Annotated in this window: 22 protein-coding genes, 2 tRNA genes and 2 pseudogenes; 19 read left to right on the forward strand and 7 right to left on the reverse strand. The window is 69.4% G+C overall.

Annotation, left to right across the window (positions count from 1 at the left end):
- The coding region (locus tag E3T42_RS04635; protein ID WP_134402570.1) for an HNH endonuclease signature motif containing protein at positions 1 to 667 on the forward strand (667 nt) is incomplete at its 5' end.
- Between the two features lie 10 nt (positions 668 to 677).
- Here the strand turns inward: E3T42_RS04635 and E3T42_RS04640 are convergent.
- Positions 678 to 1,169 carry a MarR family winged helix-turn-helix transcriptional regulator gene (locus tag E3T42_RS04640; RefSeq protein ID WP_134365772.1) on the reverse strand — a complete coding sequence of 164 codons (492 nt, stop codon included), beginning with the start codon at positions 1,167 to 1,169 and terminating at the stop codon, positions 678 to 680.
- 123 nt (positions 1,170 to 1,292) lie between these two features.
- Between E3T42_RS04640 and E3T42_RS04645 the strand changes: the two genes are divergently transcribed.
- The 3 genes from E3T42_RS04645 (at position 1,293) to E3T42_RS04655 (ending at position 3,839) form a co-directional block, all read left to right on the forward strand.
- Positions 1,293 to 1,364 (forward strand) — tRNA-Gln (locus E3T42_RS04645).
- Positions 1,365 to 1,436: 72 nt separating this feature from the next.
- Complete coding sequence (gene glmU, locus E3T42_RS04650; protein WP_134365773.1) at positions 1,437 to 2,861, forward strand: bifunctional UDP-N-acetylglucosamine diphosphorylase/glucosamine-1-phosphate N-acetyltransferase GlmU; 1,425 nt, start codon at positions 1,437 to 1,439, stop codon at positions 2,859 to 2,861.
- Positions 2,862 to 3,839 (forward strand): ribose-phosphate diphosphokinase, encoded by a 978-nt coding sequence (locus E3T42_RS04655; protein ID WP_134365774.1) that lies wholly within the window; start codon positions 2,862 to 2,864, stop codon positions 3,837 to 3,839.
- Positions 3,840 to 3,965: 126 nt separating this feature from the next.
- On the opposite strand, the gene E3T42_RS04660 is transcribed toward E3T42_RS04655, so the two are convergent.
- Both E3T42_RS04660 and gndA read right to left on the reverse strand, forming a co-directional pair.
- Entirely contained in the window at positions 3,966 to 4,334 is a 369-nt protein-coding gene (locus E3T42_RS04660; protein WP_134365775.1) for a hypothetical protein, read from the reverse strand.
- A 141-nt stretch (positions 4,335 to 4,475) separates the two neighbouring features.
- The gene (gene gndA / locus E3T42_RS04665; RefSeq protein WP_241975838.1) at positions 4,476 to 5,879 is read right to left on the reverse strand and encodes an NADP-dependent phosphogluconate dehydrogenase; all 1,404 of its coding nucleotides are present in this window, start codon (positions 5,877 to 5,879) and stop codon (positions 4,476 to 4,478) included.
- Positions 5,880 to 6,266: 387 nt separating this feature from the next.
- On the opposite strand from gndA, the gene E3T42_RS04670 reads away from it, so the two are divergent.
- From E3T42_RS04670 to E3T42_RS04730, 13 genes are all read left to right on the forward strand, one after another.
- A complete protein-coding gene (locus tag E3T42_RS04670; protein WP_134402572.1) occupies positions 6,267 to 6,887 on the forward strand; it encodes a 50S ribosomal protein L25/general stress protein Ctc in 621 nt (206 codons plus the stop codon).
- Between the two features lie 38 nt (positions 6,888 to 6,925).
- The gene (pth, locus tag E3T42_RS04675) at positions 6,926 to 7,507 is read left to right on the forward strand and encodes an aminoacyl-tRNA hydrolase (protein WP_134365778.1); all 582 of its coding nucleotides are present in this window, start codon (positions 6,926 to 6,928) and stop codon (positions 7,505 to 7,507) included.
- Positions 7,508 to 7,644: 137 nt separating this feature from the next.
- Positions 7,645 to 11,271: a transcription-repair coupling factor gene (mfd, locus tag E3T42_RS04680; protein ID WP_134365779.1), complete on the forward strand. Its 3,627-nt coding sequence runs from the start codon at positions 7,645 to 7,647 to the stop codon at positions 11,269 to 11,271.
- Between the two features lie 246 nt (positions 11,272 to 11,517).
- Positions 11,518 to 12,261, forward strand: a complete 744-nt coding sequence (locus E3T42_RS04685; protein WP_134365790.1) for a MazG family protein — start codon at positions 11,518 to 11,520, stop codon at positions 12,259 to 12,261.
- Positions 12,262 to 12,303: 42 nt separating this feature from the next.
- Positions 12,304 to 12,837: a ferritin gene (locus E3T42_RS04690; protein WP_134365780.1), complete on the forward strand. Its 534-nt coding sequence runs from the start codon at positions 12,304 to 12,306 to the stop codon at positions 12,835 to 12,837.
- 134 nt (positions 12,838 to 12,971) lie between these two features.
- Positions 12,972 to 14,228: a histidine--tRNA ligase gene (gene hisS / locus E3T42_RS04695; RefSeq protein WP_134402573.1), complete on the forward strand. Its 1,257-nt coding sequence runs from the start codon at positions 12,972 to 12,974 to the stop codon at positions 14,226 to 14,228.
- Positions 14,229 to 14,333: 105 nt separating this feature from the next.
- Positions 14,334 to 15,614 carry a phosphopyruvate hydratase gene (eno, locus tag E3T42_RS04700; RefSeq protein WP_134365782.1) on the forward strand — a complete coding sequence of 427 codons (1,281 nt, stop codon included), beginning with the start codon at positions 14,334 to 14,336 and terminating at the stop codon, positions 15,612 to 15,614.
- A 125-nt stretch (positions 15,615 to 15,739) separates the two neighbouring features.
- Positions 15,740 to 16,228, forward strand: a complete 489-nt coding sequence (locus E3T42_RS04705) for a septum formation initiator family protein (protein WP_134365783.1) — start codon at positions 15,740 to 15,742, stop codon at positions 16,226 to 16,228.
- A complete protein-coding gene (locus tag E3T42_RS04710; RefSeq protein ID WP_134402574.1) occupies positions 16,225 to 16,746 on the forward strand; it encodes a DUF501 domain-containing protein in 522 nt (173 codons plus the stop codon). Before E3T42_RS04705 ends, E3T42_RS04710 begins: the two co-directional genes overlap by 4 nt.
- Positions 16,716 to 18,023, forward strand: a complete 1,308-nt coding sequence (locus E3T42_RS04715) for a S8 family serine peptidase (RefSeq protein WP_338144994.1) — start codon at positions 16,716 to 16,718, stop codon at positions 18,021 to 18,023. Before E3T42_RS04710 ends, E3T42_RS04715 begins: the two co-directional genes overlap by 31 nt.
- 38 nt (positions 18,024 to 18,061) lie before the next feature.
- The gene (locus E3T42_RS04720) at positions 18,062 to 19,594 is read left to right on the forward strand and encodes an NAD(P)/FAD-dependent oxidoreductase (RefSeq protein WP_134365785.1); all 1,533 of its coding nucleotides are present in this window, start codon (positions 18,062 to 18,064) and stop codon (positions 19,592 to 19,594) included.
- A 54-nt stretch (positions 19,595 to 19,648) separates the two neighbouring features.
- A tRNA-Leu gene (locus E3T42_RS04725) sits at positions 19,649 to 19,721 on the forward strand.
- A 220-nt stretch (positions 19,722 to 19,941) separates the two neighbouring features.
- Positions 19,942 to 20,337, forward strand: a complete 396-nt coding sequence (locus tag E3T42_RS04730) for an SHOCT domain-containing protein (RefSeq protein WP_134365786.1) — start codon at positions 19,942 to 19,944, stop codon at positions 20,335 to 20,337.
- A gap of 85 nt (positions 20,338 to 20,422) precedes the next feature.
- On the opposite strand, the gene E3T42_RS04735 is transcribed toward E3T42_RS04730, so the two are convergent.
- The 3 genes from E3T42_RS04735 to E3T42_RS04745 form a co-directional block, all read right to left on the reverse strand.
- Positions 20,423 to 21,349: a Ppx/GppA phosphatase family protein gene (locus E3T42_RS04735; RefSeq protein WP_134365787.1), complete on the reverse strand. Its 927-nt coding sequence runs from the start codon at positions 21,347 to 21,349 to the stop codon at positions 20,423 to 20,425.
- Between the two features lie 206 nt (positions 21,350 to 21,555).
- The gene (locus E3T42_RS04740; protein WP_134365788.1) at positions 21,556 to 22,239 is read right to left on the reverse strand and encodes an ABC transporter ATP-binding protein; all 684 of its coding nucleotides are present in this window, start codon (positions 22,237 to 22,239) and stop codon (positions 21,556 to 21,558) included.
- Positions 22,236 to 23,303, reverse strand: a complete 1,068-nt coding sequence (locus E3T42_RS04745; RefSeq protein ID WP_134365789.1) for an FtsX-like permease family protein — start codon at positions 23,301 to 23,303, stop codon at positions 22,236 to 22,238. Before E3T42_RS04745 ends, E3T42_RS04740 begins: the two co-directional genes overlap by 4 nt.
- Before the next feature lie 206 nt (positions 23,304 to 23,509).
- Here E3T42_RS04745 and E3T42_RS04750 point away from each other — a divergent pair, with 206 nt between their 5' ends.
- Positions 23,510 to 24,700 carry a sensor histidine kinase gene (locus tag E3T42_RS04750; RefSeq protein WP_241975837.1) on the forward strand — a complete coding sequence of 397 codons (1,191 nt, stop codon included), beginning with the start codon at positions 23,510 to 23,512 and terminating at the stop codon, positions 24,698 to 24,700.
- Positions 24,697 to 25,328: pseudogene (locus tag E3T42_RS04755) on the forward strand (response regulator). Before E3T42_RS04750 ends, E3T42_RS04755 begins: the two are co-directional and overlap by 4 nt.
- A gap of 31 nt (positions 25,329 to 25,359) precedes the next feature.
- Here the strand turns inward: E3T42_RS04755 and E3T42_RS16665 are convergent.
- Positions 25,360 to 26,437: pseudogene (locus E3T42_RS16665) on the reverse strand (hypothetical protein); the annotation flags it as partial.

Here is a 26,437-nt window from a genome sequence, read left to right on the forward strand (position 1 = left end):
GCTGATGGCCCTGAGCCTGCAGTGCAAGGAGGAGGAACGAACCCTGACCCAGTTGAAGGCGGACGTGTTCGAGGACCTCATCCTCGACGGGGTGACGCCCTCGGGACGCGGCAAGGGCATCCGCGGTTCGGTGAACATCACGGTCCCGGTGTTCAGTCTGATGGGTCTCAACGACGAACCGGCCCATCTGGAGGGTTACGGCCCGATCGACGCGGACACCGCGCGGCGGATCGCGGCTGGGGCGCCGAGCTTCACCCGGCTTCTGGTGCATCCGGAGACCGGGGTGGTGCTCTCAGTGGGCCGGGACCGGTACAAGGTGCCCAAAGACCTCAAGAAGTACCTGCGGGTGAGGGACGAGACCTGCCGGTTCCCCGGCTGCAACCGGTCGGCAGCCCATTCGGACATCGACCATTCGCTGGACTGGCAGTTCAACGGTTTGACCGCCGAGGACAACCTCGCTCACCTGTGTCCGCCGTGCCATGCGCTGAAAAGCGAGACCCGGTGGACGGTGAAACACCTGGAGGCCGGCACCCTGAGGTGGACCTCGCCGAGCGGGCGCGCATTCGTGACCGAGCCGGCCACCTGCATCCGTGCAGTGGTGCCGGAACCGCCGCCGCCCGAGGCGGAGACTCTGTCACGGCCCGCGCCTTCAGAGACCGGCTTCTGAGCCTCGATTCTCAGTCGAAGTCGAGGCTGAGCTTGCGCAGGAGGGAGGCGAGGTTCGCCTGATCGGCCGGGGTCAGGGTGGAGAGCAGTTCGGCCTCGGCGTCGACTAGCCGGGTGATGGCGGCATCCACCCGGGTGAGGCCGGCCGGGTTCATCCCGACGAAGATGCCCCGCCTGTCATTGGGGTCCGTGCGGCGGGTGACCAGTCCGCGTTCGACCAGGCGGTCGATCCGGTTCGTCATCGTGCCGCTGGAGACCAGCGTCTGCTGCAGCAGCGCCTTGGGGCTCAGTTCGTAGGGCTCGCCCGCGCGGCGCAGCGCCGAGAGCACGTCGAACTCCCACGAGTCCAGTTCCGAGCGGGAGAAGGCGGTGCGGCGGGCGCGGTCCAGATGCTTGGCGAGACGGCCCACCCGGGAGAGCACCTGCAAGGGGGCGAAATCGAGGTCGGGCCGTTCGCGCAACCAGGCGTCAACGATTCGGTCGACTTCGTCATGTACGGGCATCCGTCTATTATCCCGGTCGGCCGTGCAAACCGGGATGTTCGGTGGGTCTTCGGGCACCCGGCGCGGTGTTCGGCTTGATATCTGGCAGACTTGTCACCGTTGGTCGGCCCTCGGTCGGCGAATTCCGCCGTGGTGTAATGGCAGCACGACAGCCTTTGGAGCTGTTAGGTCTAGGTTCGAGTCCTGGCGGCGGAGCATTGCTGCAGACAAAGCGGCGCCATTCCCCGGTCTTCCCCGGCCGGCCAGACCGAAGCTTGAGGAAAAAACGTGACTGACCCCAGACTCGCCATCGTCGTGCTGGCCGCCGGCCAGGGCACCCGAATGAAGTCCAGCACCCCGAAGTTGCTGCACCAGCTCGCCGGGCTCCCCATTCTGAGCCACGTCCTGGCGACATCCCAGGCGCTGGATGCCGCGCACGTGGTCACGGTCGTGCGCCACGAACGCGACCAGGTGGCCGCTCTCGTGCAGTCCGACCTGCCGGAGAGCCTGATCGTCGACCAGGACGACCTGCCCGGCACCGGCCGGGCCGTTGAGCAGGCCGTGGACGCCCTCCCGGGGGACTTCGACGGCGACGTCCTCGTCGTCAGCGGCGACGTCCCGCTGCTCAATGCCGCCACGCTGGCCAGCTTCGTCAGCGCGCACCGTGAACGCGACGTCTCGGCCACCGTGCTCTCCTCCTTCCCGGATGACGCCGCCGGCTACGGCCGCATCGTGCGCTCGGAGGAAGGCGCTTTCGACCGCATCGTCGAGCAGAAGGACGCGACCAGCGAGGAACGCGCCATCACCGAGACCAACGCCGGGGTCTACGTTTTCCGGTTGAAGGAACTGCGCGACCAGCTCGCCAATGTCACCACCGAGAACGCGCAGGGTGAGAAGTACCTCACCGACGTGATCGGCCTGCTGCGCCAGTCCGGCTCAGAGGTGCGCGCCGTGCCCGTGGCGGACGCCTGGCTGGTGGCCGGCATCAACGACCGCGCCCAGCTCGCCGAGACGGCGCGCCAGCTCAACGGCCTCATCGTCTACGGCTGGCAGCTGGCCGGCGTGACCGTTCAGGACCCGGCCACGACCTGGATCGACCTCAAGGCGAAGCTGGCACCGGATGTCACCATCCGGCCGGGCACGCAGATTCTCGGCTCCACCGTGATCGAGACCGGCGCCGTGGTCGGCCCGGACACCACCCTCGTCGACTGTGAAATCGGCGAGAACGCGGTCGTCAAGCGCACGGATGCGACGCTCGCCGTGATCGGCGCGGGCGCATCCGTCGGCCCGTTCGCGTACCTGCGTCCGGGAACGATTCTGGGCGCCGACGGCAAGATCGGCACGTTCGTCGAGACCAAGAACGCGACCATAGGCATGGGCAGCAAGGTGCCGCACCTGAGCTATGTCGGCGATGCCACGATCGGCGTGCAGTCGAACGTCGGGGCCGGCACGATCTTCGCCAACTACGACGGCGTGAACAAGAACCACAGTGAGATCGGGTCCCACGTGCGCACCGGGTCGCACAACGTGTTCGTCGCGCCGATTAGGATTGGGGACGGAGCATACACGGGAGCCGGCACCATCGTCCGCAAGGACGTGCCGGCCGGGGCTTTGGCCCTCACCGTGGCCCCACAACGCAATATGGACGGCTGGGTACAGACCAACCGCCCAGGAACCGACGCGGCGGCGGCTGCGGCAAAGAGCGGAGACTAGGTGTCTGGAATCAAGACCAGCGGCGAGAAGCGACTTGTATTGGTTTCGGGGCGAGCACACCCCCAACTGGCACTGGACATCGCCACGGAACTTGGTACCGAACTCGTTCACACCGACGCCCGAACCTTCGCGAACGGCGAGATCTACGCCCGCTTCGATGAGAGCGTGCGCGGCTCCGACACCTTCGTGATCCAGTCGCACACCAACCCGATCAACGAGTGGCTGATGGAACAGCTGATCATGGTCGACGCACTCAAGCGGGCATCCGCCAAGCGCATCACGGTGGTTGCACCGTTCTACCCCTACGCCCGCCAGGACAAGAAGGGCCGCGGCCGCGAGCCGATCTCGGCCCGGTTGATCGCGGACCTGTTCAAGGTCGCCGGCGCCGACCGGATCATGGCCGTCGACCTGCACGCCGCCCAGATCCAGGGCTTCTTCGACGGCCCCGTCGACCACCTCTTCGCCATGCCCGTGCTGCTCGAGCACTTCAAGGAGAAGCTCGACCCGGCCACCCTCACGGTCGTCTCGCCGGACATGGGGCGCGTGCGCGTCGCCGACATCTGGAGCGACAAGCTCGGCGCGCCGCTGGCCATCATCCACAAGCGCCGCGACCCGAAGGTCGCCAACCGGGTGTCCGTGCACGAGATCGTGGGCCAGGTCGAGGGCCGCGTCTGCCTGATCGTCGACGACATGATCGACACCGGACGCACCATCGTGCTCGCGGCCGAGGCCCTGCGCGCCGCCGGAGCGATCGGCGTCGTCGTCGCGGCGACCCATGCCGTGTTCAGCCACCCGGCGCTGGAGCTGCTGCAGAACCCGGCGATCTCCGAGGTCGTCGTCACCGATACCCTGCCGATCCCCGAGGAGAAGCGCTTCCCCACGCTCACCGTCCTGCCGATCGCCCCGCTGCTGGCACGCGCCATCCACGAGGTGTTCGACGAGGGTTCCGTCACGTCGATGTTTGAGGGCGCCGCGTAGGCCCCGTTTTCGCTGAGTGGACTCTGGCCGGTCGTTGACGGATGTCGACGGCCGGCCAGAGGTCTGTCCGGGCCCGGTCAGGGGCAGGAGCTCAGAGAACGAGCTGGAGCACGATCGTGACCGGGTCTAGGCCGGTACGACCGTCTCCGGCGCCCGCGGTGCCGCCGGGATGATGCCGAGCGGGATGACGTAGGTCTCGCGCTCGTTGATGTCGATCGCGTAGCACTGCCAGCCGAAGCCTCCCGGCCCGGTCAGGTCGAAGCGCGCGTCCGAGCCGACGGCGACGGGGTAGTAGCGGGCCGTGGCGACACTGCACGCGTTGGCGGCGGTTCTCGACGCGATCTGCACGGTCGTCAGGATGCCCGGCACGATCAGGGCCACCAGCCCGAGCACGACGACGATGCGCATCAGGGCCATGGTGCGCCGGCTGCGCAGGGGCCGCGCGGCATCCTGCGGCTCGTAGCCGGAGAGTTCGGGGTGGTCGTCGCTCGTCATCAGGCTCCCAGTATCGCAAACCCGGCTCCTGATCGCGCGAAGAACCAATTCGACGGAGCTTCTGCTCTAAAACCCGCGTTGCGGAGCGAAAGTGGCCATTTTCGGCAAAATCTCCGTCGAATTCGTTAGTCGACGTCGTGACTAGTGCGAGGAACCCTCGGTCGCGATCTCGGTGCGGTCGCCCGACCACAGCGTGTGGAACGTGCCCGGCATGTCCACCCGCTTATAGGTGTGCGCGCCGAAGAAGTCACGCTGGCCCTGCACGAGGGCGGCGGGAAGCCGTTCGCTGGCGAGCGAGTCGAAGTAGCTGAGCGCCGAGGCGAACCCGGGAACCGGGATACCGGACAGCGCGGCCGTGGACACCACTCGGCGCCACGCCGACTCGCCGTCGGCGACGGCCTGGGCGAAGTACGGGTCGACGAGCAGGGACGTGATCGACGGGTCGTTGGCGTACGCGTCAACGATGCGGTTCAGGAACTGGGCCCGGATGATGCAGCCGCCGCGCCAGATCGTGGCGATGGCGCCCTTGTCGACGGTCCAGCCGTACTTGACCGCACCGGCGATGATCGCGTCGAAGCCCTGCGCGTACGCGACGACCTTCGACGCGTACAGCGCCTGGCGCACGTCGTCCTGGAAAGTGTGGCCGACGACGGCGATCTCCGGGCGGGCGGTGATGGCGGCGCGCACGGGGACGCGCTGCTCCGGGTGGCTGGACACGGCGCGGGCGAAGACGGCCTCGGCGATGCCGCCGACGGGCACGCCCAAATCGAGCGCGTTCTGCACGGTCCAGACGCCGGTGCCCTTGGAACCGGCCTCGTCGAGCACGATGTCGATGAACGGCAGGCCGGTCTTCGCGTCCACCTGGCGCAGCACCTCGGCGGTGATCTCGATCAGGTAGCTCTCGAGGTCGCCCTGGTTCCACTCGGTGAACACATCGGCGATGGCGGCGGGGGAGTGCCCGGTCACCTTCCGCAGCAGGTCGTACGCCTCGGCGATGAGCTGCATATCGGCGTATTCGATGCCGTTGTGGATCATCTTGACGAAGTGACCGGCGCCATCCGTGCCGATGTGGGTGACGCAGGGCACGCCGTCGACGACGGCCGCGATCGACTCGAGGATGGGGCCGAGGGTCTTGTACGCCTCCACCGATCCGCCGGGCATGATGCTGGGCCCCTTGAGGGCGCCCTCCTCGCCGCCCGAGATGCCGGCGCCGACGAAGTTCACGCCGGTGGCGCGCACATCCTTCTCGCGGCGAATCGTGTCCTGGAAGTCGGCGTTGCCGCCGTCGACGATGATGTCGCCGGGTTCGAACAGGGCGGTCAGCTGGCTGATCACGGCATCCGTGCCCGTGCCGGCCTGCACCATGATGATCGCGGTGCGCGGCTTCTGCAGCGAGGCGACGAAATCCTCGATCGTCTCCGAGGCCACGAAACCGGCCTCGGGGTGCTCGGTGGTGAGGAGGCGGGTGCGCTCGGGGGAGCGGTTGTACACCGCGACCGTGTTGCCCGCACGGCTGGCCAGGTTGCGGGCGAGGTTCGAGCCCATCACCGCCAGTCCTACTACGCCAATGTTTGCCTGTGCTGCGCCGGTTTCGGCCACGTTTGCTCCTTCAGCTACTTGTTCTCAAATCTTTTTCAAGGTTAGCCGGTCGCCGCGAACCGGTGCGGGGAGTGACCGGGGCGCCCCGGTACGGATGCCGCGGGCCGGGTTCGCGGGACTCCCGCGCCTCCGCTAGACTTACGAATTGAACTTCGGCGAGGGCTGCCGCACGACCGGGAAACCGGCTGCGCGGCATCCGTTATCGACGCGGCGGAATGCTTTACGGCCTTTCCTCACGCTGACACGCGTTCGAGTTGAATCACACCCCCACTCTTCACCGGCCCCGGCCCGTGAACCAGATCTGGGCCGTAGCGGTCCGCAAGGAGAAACACCATGGCTGACGCCACCAACAAGATTGTCGCCGACCTGCGCGTGAAGTTCGGCAAGGGCGCGGCCCGCAAGCTGCGCGTGCTGGGCAAGATCCCCGCCGTCATGTACGGCCACGGCACCATCCCGGTCCACGTCGCGCTCCCCGCGCACCAGATCGGACTGCTGCTGCGCCGCGCGAACGCCGTCCTCGAGCTGGAGATCGACGGCAAGAGCCACCTGACCCTGGTCAAGGACGTTCAGAAGGATCCCTTCCTGCAGATCATCGAGCACCTCGACCTCATCGTCATCCGCAAGGGTGAGAAGGTCCAGGTCGAGGTTTCCGTGCACGTGACCGGCGAGCCGGCTCCCGGAATGGTCGCCGATCTGGACACCAAGACCCTGCTGCTCGAGGTCGAGGCCATCAACATCCCGCAGAACCTCCCGCTCTCCATCGAGGGCCTCGAGGACGGCGCGCAGATTCACGCGAAGGACGTCGAGATCCCCGAGGGTGCCACGCTCATCTCCGACGAAGACGCCGTCGTCGTGTCCGTGCACCTGCCGGTCCTCGAGGAAGAAGAGGAAGAGGAAGAAGAAGAGGGTACCGAGGGCGCCGAGGGCGAAGCCGAGGCCGCTCCCGCCGAGTAGTCATCCCCTTCTGGTTTCGTCGTAAGCGGAGGATTCCCCTGGACGAGAATCTCTGGCTCGTAGTCGGGCTCGGTAACCCCGGGCCCGACTACGCCGGAAACCGGCATAACGTCGGCCACATGGTGGTCGACGTGCTTGCCGATCGGCTCCAGAGCAGATTTCGGGGCCACAAGACCAATTCGGCCGTCGCCGAGGGACGCAGTTTCCCCGGCGGCCCGAAGCTTGTGCTCGCCAAACCGAATACGTTCATGAACGTGTCCGGCGGGCCCGTCGCGGCGCTGCTGCGCTTCTATTCCCTGCAGCCGTCCCACCTGATCGTCGTGCACGACGACCTCGACCTTCCCTTCGACACCCTGAAGATCAAGGTCGGCGGCGGCCACGGCGGCCACAACGGGTTGCGGGACATCATCGCCGCCACGGGAACGAACGACTTCGTGCGCATCCGGGCCGGCATTGGTCGTCCTCCCGGCCGGCAGCCCGCGGCCGATTTCGTGCTGCACGACTTCGCCTCGACCGAACGCGCCAACCTGCCCATCCTGCTCACGGATGCCGCCGACGCGATCGAGCTGATCGCCGCGGAGGGCGTCGTCGCCGCCCAGCAGAAGGTGCACGCGCCCTGACCGGCCCCGGATAGTTCCCGTTCCGGTCGAGAGTGACCGGCAGAACGGGCACTCTCGACCGGAACGGGAACAGCCGCGGCTCCCGGGTGGCCCGGATACCCCGGGCGGCGCTCAGCCGGGTTGCGTAGACTCGTCTGGTGACTCTTCAGGGCTTAATTGCCACACTTTCGCGCGCCTCCACATTCGACAACGCCCTCGCCTTCGCGAACCGGGACGTTGATTTTTCCCTCACCGAGGGCCTTCGCGCGCCCCTGGTCGCGGCGCTGCTCGAGCAGCGCGTGCGGCTGGACAAGGCGCCTGCCCTGCTCGTGATCACCGCCACCGGCCGTGAGTCCGAGTCGCTGCACGAGAACCTGGCCTGCTTCGCCGCCGACGCGGAGATCATCGACTTCCCGGCCTGGGAGACCCTCCCGCACGAACGGCTCAGTCCCAGCGCCGAAATCGTCGGAAAGCGCCTGCACGCCCTGCGACGGATGCGGGAGTGGGAGGAGAGCGACGCGGCCACCCGGCACCCCCTGGTCGTGATCGCTTCGGTGCGCGCCGCGCTGCAGCCGGTAGCGGACAACCTCACCGACTACGAGCCGATCGACCTGAGCGTCGGCCAGCGCGGCCACGACCTGAGCGCGATCGCGCTGCAGCTCGTCAACGTCGCCTACGCGCGGGTGGACATGGTCACCCGGCGCGGCGAATTCGCCGTGCGCGGCGGCATCCTCGACGTCTTCCCGCCGGTGGCCCCGCACCCCTACCGGGTCGAGTTCTTCGGCGACGAGGTCGAACAGATCCGGGCGTTCTCGGTGGCCGACCAGCGTTCCCTGCCCGACCCGGTCGCGTCGGTCAGCCTGCCGCCGAGCCGCGAACTGCTGCTCAGCCCCGCCGTGCGCCAGCGCGCCCGGGAGATGCAGCACGAGTTCCCGAGCCTGTCCGGCCTGCTCGCCAAGATCGCGGAGGGCATCCCGGTCGAGGGCATGGAGAGCCTCGCCCCGGCCCTGGTTGACCGGCTCGTGCCGATCACCCACTACCTCCCCAGGGAGGCGGCCGTGGCCGTCATCTCGCCCGAGCGGGTCGCGTCGCGGGCGATCAGCCTGGCCGAGACCAACCGGGAGTTCCTCGGGGCAGCCTGGAGCGCCGCGACCGCCGGCGCCGAGGCGCCGATCGACCTTGAATCGGGTGACTTCCTCACCCTCGGCCGGCTCCGCGAATCGGTGAAGTTCAGCGCGCCGGGCGCCCCGGCCTCCGCGCACGTGTGGTGGACCCTCAGTTCCTTCCAGGCGGCGCCGACGGATGCCCCGGTGCTGCCCGAACACCGCGAAATCGACGACCTGCTCACCGTGCGGGTCGAGGGTGACGCCGTTCCGAGCTTCCAAGGCAGCGTGGAGGGTGCCGTCGGCCACCTCGCCGAACGGCTGAAGGCGGGCTGGACCGTGGGCATCGTCGCCCAGGGTGCCGGGCTAGTCGAACGCGCCGCGGACGTCCTGGCCGAACACGAACTCCCGGCCCGGTCGGTCGCGGAGTGGCCCGCCGACCCCGAACCCGGCATCGCGTACCTGCTGAAGGCATCCGTCGATCACGGTTTCGAACTGCCGGAGACCAAATTCGCGCTGGTCAGCGAATCCGAGTTCTACGGCCGCACCGTCGGCTACGACGCCCGTCAGGTGAAGAAGCTCGCCAGCCGGCGCAAAAACGTCGTCGACCCGCTGCAGCTGAAGGCCGGGGACCACGTCGTGCACCAGACGCACGGTATCGGCCGGTTCATCGAACTCACCCAGCGCGAGGTGTCCAGCGGCGGGCGCAACCCGGTGAAGACCAAGCGCGAATACCTCGTGCTCGAGTACGCCCCCTCCAAGCGCGGTCACCCGGGCGACAAACTGTTCGTGCCCACCGACCAGCTCGACCTGGTCAGCCGTTACGTCGGCGGCGAGGCGCCCGCGCTGAGCAAGATGGGCGGCAGCGACTGGTCCGCCGCGAAGACCAAGGCGCGCCGTGCCGTGCGGGACATCGCCGTGGAGCTGGTCAAGCTCTACTCGGCACGGATGGCCAGCAAGGGTCACGCTTTCGGACCGGACACCCCCTGGCAGCGCGAGCTGGAGGAGGCGTTCCCGTTCGCGGAGACGCCCGACCAGCTCACCACCATCGACGAGGTCAAGGCCGACATGGAACGGCCCATCCCGATGGACCGGCTGCTCTCCGGCGACGTCGGCTTCGGCAAGACCGAGGTGGCCGTGCGCGCCGCGTTCAAAGCCATCCAGGACGGCAAGCAGGTCGTGATGCTCGTGCCGACGACCCTGCTCGTTCGCCAGCACATGGAGACGTTCCAGGAGCGTTTCGCCGGGTTCCCGGTGCACCTGCGCGCCCTGAGCCGGTTCCAGACCGAGAAGGAATCCCGGGAGACCATCGCCGGGATGCTCGACGGAACTGTCGACCTGGTCATCGGGACGCACCGGCTCCTGTCCGACTCCATCGTGTTCAAGGACCTCGGCCTCGTCATCATCGACGAGGAGCAGCGCTTCGGAGTGGAGCACAAGGACGCGCTGAAGAAGCTCAAGACCAACGTGGACATCCTCGCGATGAGCGCCACGCCCATCCCGCGCACCCTCGAGATGGCGGTCACCGGCATCCGGGAGATGTCGACCCTGGCCACCCCGCCGGAGGACCGGCACCCGATCCTCACATTCGTCGGCCCGTACTCCGACCGCCAGGTGGCCGCGGCCATCCGGCGCGAGCTGCTGCGGGAGGGACAGATCTTCGTCGTGCACAACCGGGTATCGAGCATCAACAGGGTCGCCGCCCAGTTGGCCGAGCTGGTGCCGGAGGCCCGGATCGCGGTCGCCCACGGCCAGCTGCCGGAGGCCCAGCTCGAGCAGGTCGTCGTGGATTTCTGGGAGCGCAAGTTCGACCTGCTCGTCTCGACCACGATCATCGAGACCGGCCTCGACATCGCCAATGCGAACACGATCATCATCGACCGGGCCGACAAGTTCGGGCTCAGCCAGCTGCACCAGCTGCGCGGGCGGGTCGGCCGCGGCCGCGAGCGCGCCTACGCCTACTTCCTCTACGACGAGAACAAGCCCCTGACCGAGATCGCGCACGACCGGCTGGCCACGATCGCGGCGAACAACGAGCTGGGCGCCGGCATGCAGGTCGCGCTGAAAGACCTTGAGATCCGCGGCGCCGGCAACCTGCTCGGCGGCGAACAGGCCGGCCACATCGCCGGCGTTGGCTTCGACCTCTACCTGCGGATGATCGGGGAAGCCGTCAGCACGTTCCGCGGCGACGTCGCCGCGGGGCAGACCGAGCTGCGGCTGGAGCTGCCCGTCGACGCGCACATCCCCGAGGACTACGTCGACAGCGAGCGGCTGCGCCTGGAGGCCTACCAGAAGCTCTCGGCGGCCAGCGCCCCCACGGCCGCGAAGGACCAGATCGATCTGGTGCTGGACGAGCTCACCGACCGTTACGGCGAGCCGCCGCAGCCGGTGCAGAACCTGGTCCTGGTGTCCCGGTTGCGCTGGCTGGCCCAGCAGGCCGGCCTGGGCGAGGTCGTGGCGATGGGGTCGAACCTGCGGGTGTCGCCGGCGAACCTCGCCGACTCGATGCAGGTGCGCCTGCAACGGATGTACCCGGGCTCGCGCTACTTCACCCAGAACGGGTCGATGACGGTGCCCATGCCGCGCATCAACGGCGAACCGCTGGGCGACGCCGCGCTGATCGCGTGGGCCGGGTCGCTGCTGGACGCGCTCTTCCCCCGCCCCGTGGACACGGTCGCCTAACCCGAGGTCACCTGCCCGCCCCGGTGGCCCACCCCGGCCGAGCCGGCCCGAACGAATTCGACGGAGATATTGCTCGGATCGGCCCTCAACGTTCTCCCAGAGCGGTTTTAACGGAGATTCTCCGTCGAATTGGTTCAGCGCGGCCCGTGGTCCGGCGTTCGGGGCGTCCGGCCGGGACACGGGCGGGTTCAGGCCTCTGTTCCGGCAAGTCGAGGCGATTAGAGTTGTCGCGTGACCCCTTCAGGAATGCCCACAGGACCAGAAGGCGCATCGAGCCTGGACGAGCTCGTGCGCGTGGTCGCCCATCTGCGCGCGCCCGGCGGCTGCCCCTGGGACGGGGAGCAGACCCACGAGTCCCTCGTGCAGTACCTGATCGAGGAGAGCCACGAACTGATCGAGGCGATCGAATCCGGCACCCGGGAGGAGCTGCTCGAGGAACTCGGCGACGTGCTGTACCAGGTGATCTTCCACGCCGACCTCGCGGCGCACACGCGCGGCGAAGACTTCGACATCCAGGATGTCGCGGCGCACATGACCGCAAAGATGGTGGGGCGCCATCCGCACGTCTTCGGGGACGCCACCCTCGAGACGGCCGCCGACGTCTCCCTCGCCTGGGACGACTTCAAGGCCGCAGAGAAACCGCACCGCACCAGCGTGCTCGACGGGATCCCGCAGGGGATGCCCGCGCTCGCGCTCGCGGACAAGGTGCTGGGGCGCGCGCAGAAGATCGGGCTGCTCGGCAGCGAGGCGGCCTTCCCGCTGCCGATGGAAAGCGAGGACGAACTCGGGCCGCTCCTGCTCGCGATCGTCGCGGCGGCGAAGGCCAACGGGCTCGACTCCGAGCGTGCCCTGCGCAGCGCCCTCCGGGGGCTGCAGGACGAGATCCGCGCCGCCGAAGCCGAGAGCGCCGGTGCGGGCTCCGGCTCCGACGTGTCCGGATCCGATTTCTCCGACGCCGGAATCATCGGCCTGCCCGCTGCGCCTGACTGAGCAGACCTGCCGGATCCCTCGATCCGCGGGTACCGTCAGAGCATGATCCAGTCCACTTTCAACGAGCTTCTCTCCGCCCAGATCGGCAACGAATTCGCCGCCTCGCAGCAGTATCTCGCGATCGCGGTGTGGTTCGACAACCAGGCTCTGCCCCGGCTGGCCGCCCACTTCTACGCCCGGTCGATCGAAGAGCGCAACCACGCCATGATGCTCGTGCAGTACCGCCTCGACCGGGGCCTGGGCGTCGTCATCCCCGGCATTCCCGCCGTGCGGAACGACTTCACTCTCGTGATCGAGCCGATCGCACTCGCGCTCGCTCAGGAGAAGCAGGTCACCGCGCAGATCGAGGCCCTGTTCCGAGCGGCCCGGGCCGACGGCGACGCGCTCGGCGAGCAGGCGATGCTCTGGTTCCTCAAGGAACAGGTGGAAGAGGTGGCATCGATGTCCACCCTGCTGACCATCGCCCAGAGGGCCGGCGACAACCCCTTCGACATCGAGGACCACATCGCCCGGGAGACCGTGACCGGCGCTCCGGCCGACACCGACGCCCCCGCCGCGGCGGGCGGCGCGCTCTAGCCTTCGTCCACCGTCCTCGCTTGCGCCGAGATGGCCCGGTGCGGTGGCGATTCTCGGCCGAAACAGCGACGGTGGGCGCACAGGAGGCGTTGCCGGGCCCGGGCGGCGAGGCCGGAACTGACACAATTGGGGCTATGGCAACACCAGTGACCCCACCCCGCGGCATGCGCGACTTCCTCCCGGCCGACAAAGCCTCCCGGGAGCACGCCCTGGCCGTGATCCGGCACAGCTTCACCGCGCACGGCTTCGACGAGATCGAGACCCCGGTGATGGAGGACTCCGCCCGGCTGCACTCCGGCCTCGGCGGCGACAACGAGAAACTCGCCTTCGCGGTGATGAAGCGCGGCCTCAAGCCCACGGATGTCGCGGCCGCCGCCGAATCCGGCGACCTGCTCGCGCTGGCCGACCTGGGCCTCCGATTCGACCTCACCGTGCCCCTGGCCCGGTTCTACGCCACCCACCGCTCGGAACTGCCGACCGTGTTCCGCTCGATCCAGATCGCGCCGGTCTGGCGGGCCGAACGGCCGCAGAAGGGTCGCTACCGCCAGTTCGTGCAGTGCGACATCGACATCATCGGCGAGGCCGGCATGCTCGCCGAGATCGAGCTGATCACCGCCACCAGCGCCGCGCTCGACGCGCTCGGCCTGACCGGCTGCTCGATCCGCATCAACGACCGCCGCATTCTCGCTGCCCTGCTCGCGCACTGGAACGTTCCGGCGGACCTGAGCGAGCGCGCCCTGATCACCATCGACAAGCTGGACAAGATCGGCGTCGACGGCGTCGTCGCCGAACTGGGCAGCCTGGGCCTTGTCACCGCCGGAATCGCCGAGACGCTGACCGCTCTCGGGGACGCCGGCTGGGACGCGGCCGAGCCGGTCGCCCCGGCCTGGCTCGATCAGGATGCCTACGGCGACCTGCTCGCCCTCCGTGCCGCGATGCCGGGGGTGCGACTCGACTTCGACCCCACCCTCGTGCGCGGGATGGGGTACTACACCGGCACCATCTTCGAGATCTCGCACCCCACGCTCGGGTACTCGCTCGGCGGCGGCGGCCGGTACGACGGCATGATCGGCCGCTTCCTCGGCACCGATGTGCCCGCCTGCGGCTTCTCGATCGGCTTCGAGCGCATCGTCGACCTGCTCGGTGCGGACGCGGCATCCGTGGAGACGTCGGTCGTCCTGGTGTACGACAAGGGAACAGACCCGGCCCGGCTGGTGGCGCTCAAGCAAACCCTGGTCGCCGAGGGCCTCCGGGTGCGCCTGGAACAGCGCACGAAGAACGTGAAGGCCCTGCTGGAACGCGCGGCTGCCGGCGGTTACGGGCGTTACGCCTTCGTCGCCGCGGCAACCGAGGACGTGGCGGCGCTGGACTTTCGTCCACTCGCCGGCTGAGCCCAGTCGCTAGACTGTTATTGGATTGGAATACGGCGCTGTTTTCCCTGATCCCTCCAGACCAACACCCCAACAATTAAAAAACATAGGAAACAGGAGATAGCTGTGGCTCTCATTGAGGCAGTAGTAGCACGCGAGATTCTTGACTCCCGAGGCAACCCGACCGTCGAGGTCGAGGTATTGCTTGATGACGGTTCGGTCAGCCGCGCCGCCGTTCCGTCCGGCGCATCGACTGGTGCGTTCGAGGCTTACGAGCTGCACGACGGCGACAAGTCACGTTATTTGGGCAAGGGCGTGCTGAAGGCCGTTGACGCCGTCATCGACGAGCTCGGCCCGGCAGTCGAGGACCTCGACGCCAGCGACCAGCGCATCGTCGACGCCGTCCTGAACGAGACCGACGGCACCGACAACAAGCACCGCGTCGGCGCCAACGCCATCCTCGGCGTCAGCCTGGCAGTCGCCAAGGCCGCCGCCACCTCGGCCGGCCTGCCCCTGTTCCGCTACCTCGGTGGCCCGAACGCGCACACCCTTCCGGTCCCGATGATGAACATCATCAACGGCGGCTCCCACGCCGACAACGACGTGGACATCCAGGAATTCATGGTCGTACCGCTCGGCGCCGAGTCCTTCGCCGAGGGCCTCCGCTGGGGCACCGAGACCTACCACGCCCTCAAGGCGCTGCTCAAGTCCAAGGGCCTCTCCACCGGCCTCGGCGACGAGGGTGGCTTCGCCCCCAACCTGCCGAGCAACCGCGCGGCCCTCGACCTGATCGTCGAAGCCATCCAGAACGCCGGCTACACCCCCGGCAAGGACATCGGGCTTGCGCTCGACTGCGCCGCCTCCGAGTTCTACAAGGACGGCGTCTACCACTTCGAGGGCAAGGAACTCACCGCCCAGGAGCTGTCCGCGTACTACGTCGAGCTCGTCGCGGCCTACCCGCTCGTCTCGATCGAAGACCCGCTCGAGGAGGACGACTGGGACGGCTACGTGCACCTCACCGCCGAACTCGGCGACAAGGTCCAGATCGTCGGAGACGACCTGTTCGTGACCAACCCGGTGCGTCTGGCCAAGGGCCTGGCCCTCGGCACGGCGAACTCGATCCTGGTCAAGGTCAACCAGATCGGCACCCTCACCGAGACGCTCGACGCGGTTTCCCTCGCCCAGCGTGCCGGTTACACCACCGTCATCTCCCACCGCTCCGGTGAGACCGAAGACACCTTCATCGCCGACCTCGCGGTCGCGACGGATGCCGGCCAGATCAAGACCGGAGCGCCTGCTCGCAGCGAGCGCGTCGCAAAGTACAATCAGCTTCTGAGGATTGAAGAAGAGCTGGGCGAGGCCGCAGTGTACGCGGGCCGTTCCGCTTTCCCGCGGTTCAAGGCGTAGTCTGCCCGGAGCTCTCGAAGCGCGGGTTGATCCCCGCGCTTCGAGAGCTCCATTTTTTTGTCCCACTGCAATTAGGGTTCCAGTGCGGGGCCGCCCCGCACCCGGAGTCAGCGAAAGGAGTTGCCATGGCCAGGAAACGCGCCGAACGGCGGCCCGTCGCGCTCGCCTCCACGGACAACTTCGCAGACACCATCGCCGGCAACTGGCTGCACGGCCTCCGGCTGTCCGGGTTCTCGCTCGTGATGATGGGTCTGCTGATCATGGCCGTCATCGTGCTCGCGCCGGGCATCCGCACCTACGCCGACCAGAGGCAGCAGATCGACCGGCTGACGGCCGCCGTCACCCAGCAGCAGGGTGACGTGGAACAGCTCAAGTCCGAACGCGAGCGGTGGAACGACCGCACCTACGTCACCACCCAGGCCCGCGACCGGCTGTCCTATGTGCTGCCCGGCGACGTCAGCTTCCTCGTCATCAACGACCTGGCCCTGCCCGTCGCCGGCGAGGCGGCCGTCCCGGTCGCCAGCCCCACCATCCAAACCACCAACGTCGATTGGCTGTCCTCCATGTTCGCCTCCGCAATGACGGCCGGCCTGGCACCCGAGGCCGCACAGTGACCCGGCCTCCCTTCGCGCCGGTCACCGCCGCCGACATCATGATTGTGTCGGCCCAGTTGGGCCGGCCCGCCCGCGACGTCATCGGCATCCCCGCGCGCTGTGTCTGCGGCGCCCCGACCGTCGTCGCCACCGCGCCCCGGCTGGCCGACGGTACGCCGTTCCCGACCCTGTACTACCTGACCCATCCCGCCGCCACCGCGGCCCTCTCGTTCCTCGAGGCCACCCAGGTGATGAACGAGTACAACCAGCTGCTGGCCGACGACGCCGAAGTGCGCGCCCGGTACCGCCGCGCCCACGACAGCTTCCTGGCCGACCGGGAGACCGTCGGCACGGTGCCCGAGATCGCCGGGATCTCCTCCGGCGGCATGCCCGACCGGGTCAAGTGCCTGCACGCGCTGGCCGCCCATGCGCTGGCGGCCGGACCCGGCACCAACCCGATCGGTGACCTGGCCCTGGCCCGGGCGGCCTGGACGCCGGACGTCTGCGAGTGCCTGGACTATTCGTCGGCCGACGAGTGAGGGCGGCCTGGCGGCGCATCGGCCTGGCCGTCGGCCTCTGCCTCACCGTGTCGGTGGGCGGGGCGGCCCTGGCCCCGGCGGTGCCCGCCTTCGCTGAGAACACGCAGGTGCGCGACCTGGAGTACTGGCTGAACGACTACGGGTTCACCGAGGCCTGGAAGACGACCCGCGGCGCCGGCGTGAAGGTGGCCGTGATCGACACCGGCGTCGACGCCGGCGTCGCCGAACTGGCCGGCGCCGTCGTCGGCGGCACGGATGTCTCCGGCCTCGGCTCCGCCAACGGTCAGACTCCGATCGGAGACGGCAGCGAGCACGGCACCCTGGTGGCGTCCCTGCTGGCCGGCCGTGGCACGGGCGCCAATTCCGGGGTCATGGGAGTCGCGCCCGAGGCCTCGATCCTCGCCGTCTCGGTGGCGTTCGGCACCACCGGAGCGACCCTCAGCAACGACGACCAGATCGCCGCCGGCATCCGCTGGGCCGTCGACAACGGGGCCGACGTCATCAATATGTCGCTCACCCGCAACACGCTGGACTGGCCGCCGAGCTGGGATGACGCGTTCCTCTACGCCTTCGAACACGACGTCGTCGTCGTGGCCGCAGCCGGGAACCGGGGCAGCGGCACCACCGAGGTCGGCGCCCCCGCGACGATCCCCGGGGTGCTGACGGTCGCGGGCGTCGACCGCAGCAAGGGCGCGAGCTTCGACGCGTCCTCGCAGGGCATCACCATCTCCGTCGCCGCGCCGAGCGAGCAGCTCGTCGGGGTGGTTCCCGGTGGAGGGTACGTGCAGTGGAACGGCACCAGCGCGGCCGCTCCCATCGTCTCCGGCCTGGTTGCGCTCGTACGCGCCGCCTATCCCCGGCTCGACGCGGCCGGGGTCATGAACCGGGTCATCGCCACGGCGAACCCGAACGGGCACTCGGTGCCCAGCCCGATCTACGGCAACGGCCTGATCGACGCCGCGGCGGCCGTCACTGCATCCGTGCCGACCGGGACGACGGCGGAACCGGCGGCCCTGCTGGAGGAATGGATCCGGGTGCACCGCCGCGCGGACACCGAGCTGGCGCCCGCGCCGCAGCCCACCGCGCAGGCGCCCGTCGCGCCGGCGGAGGACCCCGCTCTGCCCGGCGCCAGCGTCGTCGCCGCGTGGCTGCCCAGCCCGCTCACCGTCACCTATATCAGCGTGCCGCTCATGGTGCTGGTCGGGTTTGGTACTCTAGTAACGCTGTTCGGCATCGGGGCCACTCGGCACATCAAGCGAATACGATCAAAACGGTAAGTTTTCGCGCATCCAAACAATGTAGGAGGACTTCCATCGTGCCCAGAATTTTGATTGTCGGTGGCGGCTACGCGGGTTTCTACACCGCTTGGAAGCTCGAGAAGTGGCTGCGCGCCGGCGAGGCCGAGGTCACCATGGTCGACCCCCTCCCGTACATGACGTACCAGCCGTTCCTGCCCGAGGTCGCCGCCGGTTCCATCGAGGCGCGGCACGCCGTCGTGGCGCACCGCCGCCACCTCAAAAAGACGAACGTGCTCACGGCCAAGGTCACGCACATCGACCACGCCACGAAGACGGCGACCATCACGCCGCCGATCGGCGAGCCGTGGGAATTCGTCTATGACATCGTCGTCGTCACGGCGGGCGCCGTCTCCCGCACCTTCCCGATCCCGGGCGTCGCCGACCAGGCCATCGGCCTGAAGACCATCGAGGAAGCCGTCGCCATCCGCGACCGCGTGCTCACCAACTTCGACAAGGCAGCACTGCTTCCCGCCGGTCCCGAGCGCGACCGCCTGCTCACCTTCGTCGTCATCGGCGGTGGCTTCGCCGGCATCGAGGTGTTCGCCGAGCTGCGCTCCTTCGCCACCTCGCTGCTGAAGTCGTACCCGCAGATCGGTTTCGACGACACCCACTTCCACCTGATCGAGGCCATGGGGCGCATCATGCCCGAGGTTTCGCTGAAGACGAGCCTCTGGGTGATCAAGGACCTCGATCAGCGCGGCGCGCAGATCCACCTCAACACGCAGCTGACCAGCGCGGTCGACGGCAAGATCGAACTCTCCACCGGAGAGAGCTTCGAAACCGACCTGATCGTCTGGACCGCGGGCGTCATGGCCAACCCGGCCGTCGTGCGCCACACCGACCTCCCGATCGAGGAGCGCGGCCGCCTGCAGGTGCGCCCCGACCTGCGCGTCGGCACCGAGGACGAGATCATCGCCGACGCCTGGGGCGCCGGCGACATCACCGCCGTGCCCGACCTCAGCGGCGGGGGAGTGGGCGGCTTCTGCGTGCCCAACGCCCAGCACGCGGTCCGCCAGGGCAAGCTCCTCGCGAAGAACATCGTCGCGGTGCTGCGAGGCGAAGGCCCCAAGGAATACCTGCACAAGAACCTCGGCGCCGTCGCCGGCCTCGGGATCGGCACCGGCGTGTTCCAGTCCGGCAAGTTCGCGATGACGGGTCTGCTGGCCTGGTTCGCGCACCGCGGCTACCACGGCCTGGCCATGCCGAGCTGGGAGCGCAAGCTGCGCGTCGTCTGGGGCTGGGTGAACAACTTCTTCCTCGGCCGCGACATCGTCTCCCTGGCCGCGCTGGAGCACCCGCGCGCCGCGTTCGAGGAGTTCGCCTCCCGTCCGAAGCCGGCCTCCGACGCCGCAGCTCCGGCAAAGGCCCCGGCCTCCGCTGCCGCTGCCGCGAAGTCCAGCACCACGGTGCCGGCGACCAAGGCCGCGCCGACCGCGCCGACCGCGCGGACTCCCCGCGCGCCGCGGAAGACCGCGGCGAAGCCGGCGGCGACGACCGCCGTCGCAACGGATGCTGCCGTCGCCGACGCGGAGACCGTCGCCGCCAAGTAACACCGGAGGCTCCGGCAGCACCTACGCTTGAAGCGTTCGGGAAATCCCGAACGCGCCCCCGTAGCCCAATGGCAGAGGCAGACGACTTAAAATCGTCACAGTCTGGGTTCGACCCCCAGCGGGGGCACATCTTCGTGGACTTCGGCTCCGCTCCGCCAGAAAAATCCCTGACCATCGGGCCCCCTTCGGCCCTTTCCGGGCCGGTTCCGTCGCGCTACCATCTGGCAGTGAATGTGGGCCGCGGGCACCTGACTCAGGGTCGAACCGACAAAGCAGCATCACCGGCAGCCATTCGGCGGTCGGATTAGCCCGACCGCGATCCAATTCCCTGACCAAAAAGACAGATCATGGATTTTTTGTCGAACATCTGGGACTTCATCTGGTTCTTCTTCTTCTGGACGTTCGCCTTCATCGCCTACCTGATGGTGCTGTTTTCGATCGTCGCAGACATCTTCCGTGATCATGAACTCAACGGGTGGGCGAAAGCGGCCTGGATCCTGTTCCTCGTCTTCGTGCCCTTCCTGACCGCGTTGGTCTACCTGATCGCACGCGGCAAGGGCATGGCCGAACGGCAGATGCGCGATTCGCGTCGCGCGCAGCAGGCCACGGACGACTACGTGCGCTCGGTCGCCGGGGCGACGGCGACTTCGGCCGACGAGATCGCGAAAGCAAAAGCCCTCCTCGACAGCGGCACCATCACGCCTGAAGAGTACGCGGCGCTCAAGGCCAAGGCGATGAAGTAGCGGCAGCGCCGCTCACCTCACCACCCCGGCACCACCCCCGGCGGGACCACGTGGCAACCCCACGTGGTCCCGCCGTTCTTCGACGTCAGGCCAGGTGGTCCAGGTAGCGCAGGATGATCCCCTCGCGCAGCGCCCAGGGCGACACTTCGAGTTCCGCCACCCGGAACGCGGCCATCGCCGCGCTGAGCACGATGCCGCCGGCCACGATCTGGAAGGTGCGGTCGGCCGTGATCCCGGGCAGTGCCGGGCGGGCTTCGGCCGGAATACGCGCCAGTCGCGGCACCCAGTCGTCCAGTTGCGACCGGCTCAGCCGCATCCGTTCGCCGGACCCGACCCCGTCGGACGTGGACCCGGCCAGTTTGGCGAGGGAGCGGATGGTCTTCGACGAGCCCACCACATGGTGCGGGATCCGGCGGCCCGCGAACGCGTCCAGCGCCTCCGCGAGCACGGCGTCCGCGTGGTCGCGGAGAGCGGAGACCTGCTCGGGACGCGGCGGGTCGTCGTGCAGGAAACCGACCGTGGAACGGCCGGCCCCCAGCGGGAGCGAGAGCGCGACCGTGGGGATTTCGTTCGCGCCGGTCGCGATTTCGAGGGAGCCGCCGCCGATGTCGAAGAGCAGGATGTCCCGGGCCGACCAGCCGTACCAGCGACGCACGGCCAGGAAGGTCAGGCGGGCCTCATCTTCGCCGGACAGCACCTGGAGGGCGACCCCGGTTTCCCGTTCGACCCGGGCGAGCAGCTCGGGCCCGTTCGTGGCCTCGCGGAGTGCGGAGGTGGCGAATGGCAGCAGATCGTCGACGTGGTGGCGGCGGGCGACCTCCGCGGCGTTCCGCACGGCGTCGAGCACCGCGGTGCAGCCCTCGTCAGTGATGGCCCCCTCGGGGGTGAGGTAGCGCATCAGGCGCAGCACGGCCTTGTCGGACGCCATCGGCACCGGCGGGGCGCCTTCGTGCGCGTCGACGACCAGCAGGTGGACGGTATTCGAACCGACGTCAAGAACTCCGAGGCGCACGCTCTGACGATAGCGTGCGCCGCGCCGGTGTGCGCGCCACCCGACCCCGCCCCTGAACGAATTCGACGGAGATTCTGCCGGAAACGGGTACAAACACGCCGCATCCGTGTTTTTAGAGCAGTATCTCCGTCGAATTGGTTCGCGCCGGGCGCGGGATGGGGGCTCGGGAGGGGGGACGCGGAGGGGGATGGCGGCGCGGGGATCGGCTAGCTCGGGGTCAGGGTGCCGTCGACCATGGTGTGCACCGCACTCATCAGCGGGAGCAGACGCTGGTCGTGGGTGACCAGCACCGTGGCGGTGTCGTGTTCGGCGGTGAGCCGCAGGATCAGGGCGAGGATCTCCGAGCCGCGCTCCTGGTCGAGCGCGCTCGTGGGTTCGTCGACGACCAGCACGGACGGTTCGTTCATCAGCGCCCGGGCGATCTCGACCCGCTGGCGCTGCCCGCCCGAGAGTTGCGCCGGACGCTTGCCGGCCTGGTCGGCCAGGCCGACGGCAGTCAACAGCTCGAGAGCACGGATGCGCGCCCGCCCCCGGCCGCGGGCACCGCCCCGGCGGCCGTCGAGCTCGCCCATCACGACGAGCTGCTCCGCGGCCGTCAGCGCGGGCAGCAGGATCGGCTGCTGGAAGATGATGCCGAGCCGGTCCCGCCGGAGATCCGCCTTCTCGGCGAGCGTCAGCGCGGTCGCGTCGACGCCCCCGATCAGCACCGAGCCCGTGTCGGGTGTGACCAGGGTCGAGGCCACCGCCAGAAGGCTGGACTTGCCGGAGCCGGACGGGCCGGTGATCCCGACGACGGTGCCCGGCGCCACGGTGAGGGTGACGTTGTCGACCGCGGTGATGCGGTTGCCGCCGTCCGGGTAGGTGAGGGTGATGTGGTCGAGCTGGATCATCGGTTGCTCCCGAGGGCGGTGAGGGGGTCGGCGGTGGTGACGGAACGGAGGGCGAACGCGGCCCCGGCCAGGCCGAGGGCGATCATGGCGGCGCCCGGCAGCAGGGTCGTCAGCGGGCTGAGGATGAACGGCAGCACCGGCCCGGCGAGGGCCCCGAGCAGGGCGGTCAGGCCGATGCCGGTCCCCACCCCCACGATCAGCACGACGGATGCCTGGCCGAGCGCATCCCCGATCAGCATGCGGTTCGATGCGCCGAGGGCCTTCAGCACGGCCACATCGGGTTGGCGCTGGATGCTCCAGACAGTGAAGAACGCGCCGACGACCAGCGCGGAAATGCCGAACAGCATCCCCACCATCAGCAGCAGCGAACCGATCTCGGAGCGGAACGCCTCCAACGCCGTCAGGGACTGGAGCACCCCGGCCGAGGACGTGCCGGTCGCGCTGTCCGCGGCGGCGAAGTCCAGCCCGGGCGCGGTCACGGCCAGGACGGTCGCGTAGGCATCCGGGGTGCCGGTGGCGGCGGCCGCCCGCTGCCAATCCGCCAGCGGAAGCCAGACGACGGGCGTGTGCGAGTACCAGGTGTCGGCCGTGACGGAATCGTCGGTGAAGGCCGAGCCGGCCAGCTCCATGCTGTCGCCGGCCCGCACGTCCAGTTCCTCGGCGGCGGTGGCCGGCAAGGTCAGGCGCCCGGCGCTCGACGGAACCGGCCCGAGCCCGGCTTCGGCGCCGAAGAGCGCGACGCTGGTCTGGTTCGCCCCGGCGGTGAGCCGCAGCCGGCTGATCCCGAGCGGGGTCACCGTGTCGACGCCGGGCCGGGCGCCCCACGCCTCGGCCTCGGCGCCGGTCACGGCGGAATCGGAATAGCTGAGCGGGGCGTCGTCCGCCGAAGCGGAGAACACGATCCGGTCGGCGTCGAGCCCCGCGATGGCCGAGATGTTCTGGTCGGCCAGGCCACCGGTCAGGCCGGAGAGGAATCCGACCAGCAGGGTGATCAGGGTGACCACCGTGCCGATCAGCAGGAATCTCCCGCGGGCAAATCTAAGATCGCGCCATGCAACGAACACTGTCAAACTCCTTGATCGATCGAGCGGTAGAGTGTGCGGGGCCGGCCGACAGGCTTGCCCCGCACACTCTTCACTCTCCCCGCCGGGCCGCGGCCGGTCATCGTGCATGCGGGTGTTCTTCGGCGGCTCAAGGTGGAGGTCCCGTTCCACCTTTCGGAGGATGCCGCGGGGCGCTCGGCCGCGTAGCCTGAAAGGGTGATCTTCGCGTGATCGAGCCCACTGGCTCCGCCCTCAACCCCGTCTTCGTCGGGCTCCGGATCGGCCTGCACGCCCTCGTGGCGGGGCTGGTCGCCCTCTGCGTCGTCTCCTCCCTCGCGGCCGGGTCGCCGTCGGCCGCGATCATCGCCGGCCTGGCGGCGCTCTTCCTCGGCACCTACGCGGTGGGCGCCTGGGTCGGTCGCAGCCGAACGGCATCCCGATGGGCCGGGGCCCGGCTCGGCCTGCTCAGCCTGGAATGGGTCGTCCTGGCCGGGCTGAATGCCGAGGCGATCTACCTCGTCTTCCCGCTGTTCTTCCTCTTCCTGCACTTCCTGCCCGGGTGGTGCGGACCGGTCGCGGTCGCCGTCGCGACCGTCGCGGCGGTCTTCGCGGTCGGCGCGCACCGCGGTTTCAGCCCCGCGGGCGCCGTCGGGCCGCTGATCGGAGCCGCGTTGGCGGTCGCAATCGCCCTGGCCTACCGCTCTCTGGCCCGGGAAGCCGCCGAGCGGGAGGACCTGATCCGCGAGCTGCGGGAGACGCGCGGGCAGCTGGCCGCCGCCGAACGGACCGCCGGGGTGCAGGGCGAACGGGGTCGCCTGGCCCGGGAAATCCACGACACAGTGTCCCAGTCGCTGTCGAGCATCGTGATGCTCCTCCACGCCGCCGAGCGCTCCGGCGACGCCGAGACCTCGCTGCAACGGATGCGCCAGGCTCGGGACGCCGCCGGGCAGACGCTGGCGGAGACCCGGCAGTTCATCGACGAGCTGTCCCCGCCGGCACTGCGCGGCTCGACCCTGGTCGAGGCCCTGCACCGGCTGGCGACCCAGACCGGCGCGACCAGCGGCATCCGGATCGGCGTCACCGTCGCCGGCCCCGTCGAGCCGCTGCCCACCCGGGTCGAAACGGCCCTGTGGCGGATCGCCCAGGGCGCCCTGGCCAACGCCGTGCAGCACGCGCACGCCTCCCGGATCGACCTGACCCTGAGCGCGCTGGACTCCGAGGTCATCCTCGACGTCGTCGACGACGGCGTCGGTTTCGACGCGGGGGCCTCGGTGCGGCGCGGGGACACGTCGACGCGCACGTCGTTCGGCCTGCAGGCGATGCGGGAGCGGGTCGCGGAACTGGGCGGTTCGCTCACGGTGGAGAGCGCCCCGGGGCAGGGCACGAGCGTCGTGGCCGGGTTCGAGGTGCGCGGATGAGCGTGCGCGTGCTGATCGCCGACGACCACCCGATCATGCGCACCGGACTGCAGGCCCTGTTCGAGACGGACCCTTCCATCGATGTGGTCGCGGCCGTCGGCACACCCGGGGAGGCCGTGGCCGAGGCGGCCCGGCTCCGCCCTGACGTGGTGCTGATGGACCTGCAGTTCCAGGGCGAGTTCCGCGGCGCGGATGCGACCCGGCGCATCCGTGCCCTGCCCGAGCCGCCGGCGGTGCTGATCCTCACCAATCACGACACCGACGGGGACATCATCACCGCGATCGAGGCCGGGGCGGCCGGCTACCTGCTGAAGGACAGCCCGCCCGACGACCTCCTGGCCGCGGTCGCCGCCGCGGCGGCCGCGGCCAGTCCGCGCTGGCTCCCGCGGTCGCCAGCCGGCTGCTGTCCCGCGTGCGCCAGTCCACCCGGGCGCTGAGCGCCAGGGAACTCGAGGTGCTCACCCTCGTGGCGGAGGGCCGGAGCAACACCGACGTCGCCCGCCACCTGCACCTGAGCGAGACCACGGTGAAATCCCATCTCGCGCACATCTATCCGAAACTCGATGTGTCCTCGCGCACCGCGGCGGTCGCCGCCGCCCGGCAGGCCGGGCTGATTCGCCGCCCGTAGCCGCCCGAAACCGGCCGGGGACGGCGCGGGGTCAGCCCCGGGACGGGGTGACGAACCGCTGCCAGGCCCACGCGCCGACGCTGAGGGCCGCGAAGACCCCGGCGGCCACCCCCAGCAGGGTCACCGTGCCGTCACCGTTCCAGATCGCGACGGCCGGGGACAGCACCCCGAACATGATCGTGAACGCGAGCGTGGTCAGTCCCGCCCAGATCGACGGTGACCAGGCCAGGATGCTGCGCCCGCTCGTGCGCCCGATCGGGATCAGCACGAGCGCGACCGAGCCGATCGCCGTCAGCACCACGCTGTTGGCGATTTCCGCACCGAGCGAGCTGAGGAAGCCGTCGGCCGTCGGCAGGAGGCCGAGCGCCAGCCAGCCGGCCGTACTCAGCCCGATCAGGCTGCCGGCCCGCACGGCCGCGATCTGCCCGCGCTCGGGGTTCAGCGCGCCGGGGGTCGCCGCGACGGAGCCCAGCAGCCCGAAGACGAGCGCCGGGTGCACCTCGAAGAGGCGGGAACCGAGGGCGGTCACCGCGACCAGCAGCAGGTAGCGCGGCAGGAACGTGACGGATGCCGGCACCCGGCAGATCCGGGAGCTCCACCACAGCGGAACGAGCGCACCGACCCCGTTCACCACGATCAGGGCCACCATCACGGCGAGCAGCAGCCGCAGGTAGGCCGGCTGGCTGGTGACCGGGCCGGACAGCATGATCAGGGTCGCCGCCGCGGCGAGGGCCGCGCCGGCGACGAGCCACCGGTTGACGGCCACGTCGGGCGCGGTCTCGTACTCCTGCCGGGCCCGGTTCCGGCCCGCGATGGCCGTGCCCGGCCAGACCGGGCGGCCGCCCCGGGACCGGGAGAGGGTCCCGGCCAGCAGGCGGGCGGGAACGTACAGCAGCATCAGGGAGCCCAGGGACAGCAGCACGGCCTGGGACCAGGACAGCCCGGACGGCGACCAGGGCGGCAGAACCGCGGTGGCGAACCGGGTGGGGTCGCTCCAGCCGCCCGGCAGCGCGCCGAGCGCCACCGCCTCGTCGCCGTCCCGCTGCGAGGGCGTCGCCGTCTGCGGGCTCCGGGCCGGTTCCGGCGCGGGCGCCGCGGTCGCGGTCGCG

The sequence above is a fragment of the Cryobacterium sp. TMT4-10 genome, assembly GCF_004403275.1.
Lineage (GTDB): Bacteria > Actinomycetota > Actinomycetes > Actinomycetales > Microbacteriaceae > Cryobacterium > Cryobacterium shii.

Excerpts from the sequence above, each read along its gene's own strand:
- E3T42_RS04685 (WP_134365790.1), top strand. The coding sequence starts at position 11,518 with ATGCCCACAGGACCAGAAGGCGCATCGAGCCTGGACGAGCTCGTGCGC.
- hisS (WP_134402573.1), top strand. The coding sequence starts at position 12,972 with ATGGCAACACCAGTGACCCCACCCCGCGGCATGCGCGACTTCCTCCCG.
- E3T42_RS04740 (WP_134365788.1), bottom strand. The coding sequence starts at position 22,239 with ATGATCCAGCTCGACCACATCACCCTCACCTACCCGGACGGCGGCAAC.
- E3T42_RS04660 (WP_134365775.1), bottom strand. The coding sequence starts at position 4,334 with ATGACGAGCGACGACCACCCCGAACTCTCCGGCTACGAGCCGCAGGAT.
- E3T42_RS04640 (WP_134365772.1), bottom strand. The coding sequence starts at position 1,169 with ATGCCCGTACATGACGAAGTCGACCGAATCGTTGACGCCTGGTTGCGC.
- E3T42_RS04730 (WP_134365786.1), top strand. The coding sequence starts at position 19,942 with ATGGATTTTTTGTCGAACATCTGGGACTTCATCTGGTTCTTCTTCTTC.
- E3T42_RS04690 (WP_134365780.1), top strand. The coding sequence starts at position 12,304 with ATGATCCAGTCCACTTTCAACGAGCTTCTCTCCGCCCAGATCGGCAAC.
- E3T42_RS04670 (WP_134402572.1), top strand. The coding sequence starts at position 6,267 with ATGGCTGACGCCACCAACAAGATTGTCGCCGACCTGCGCGTGAAGTTC.
- E3T42_RS04705 (WP_134365783.1), top strand. The coding sequence starts at position 15,740 with ATGGCCAGGAAACGCGCCGAACGGCGGCCCGTCGCGCTCGCCTCCACG.
- gndA (WP_241975838.1), bottom strand. The coding sequence starts at position 5,879 with ATGGGCTCGAACCTCGCCCGCAACCTGGCCAGCCGTGCGGGCAACACG.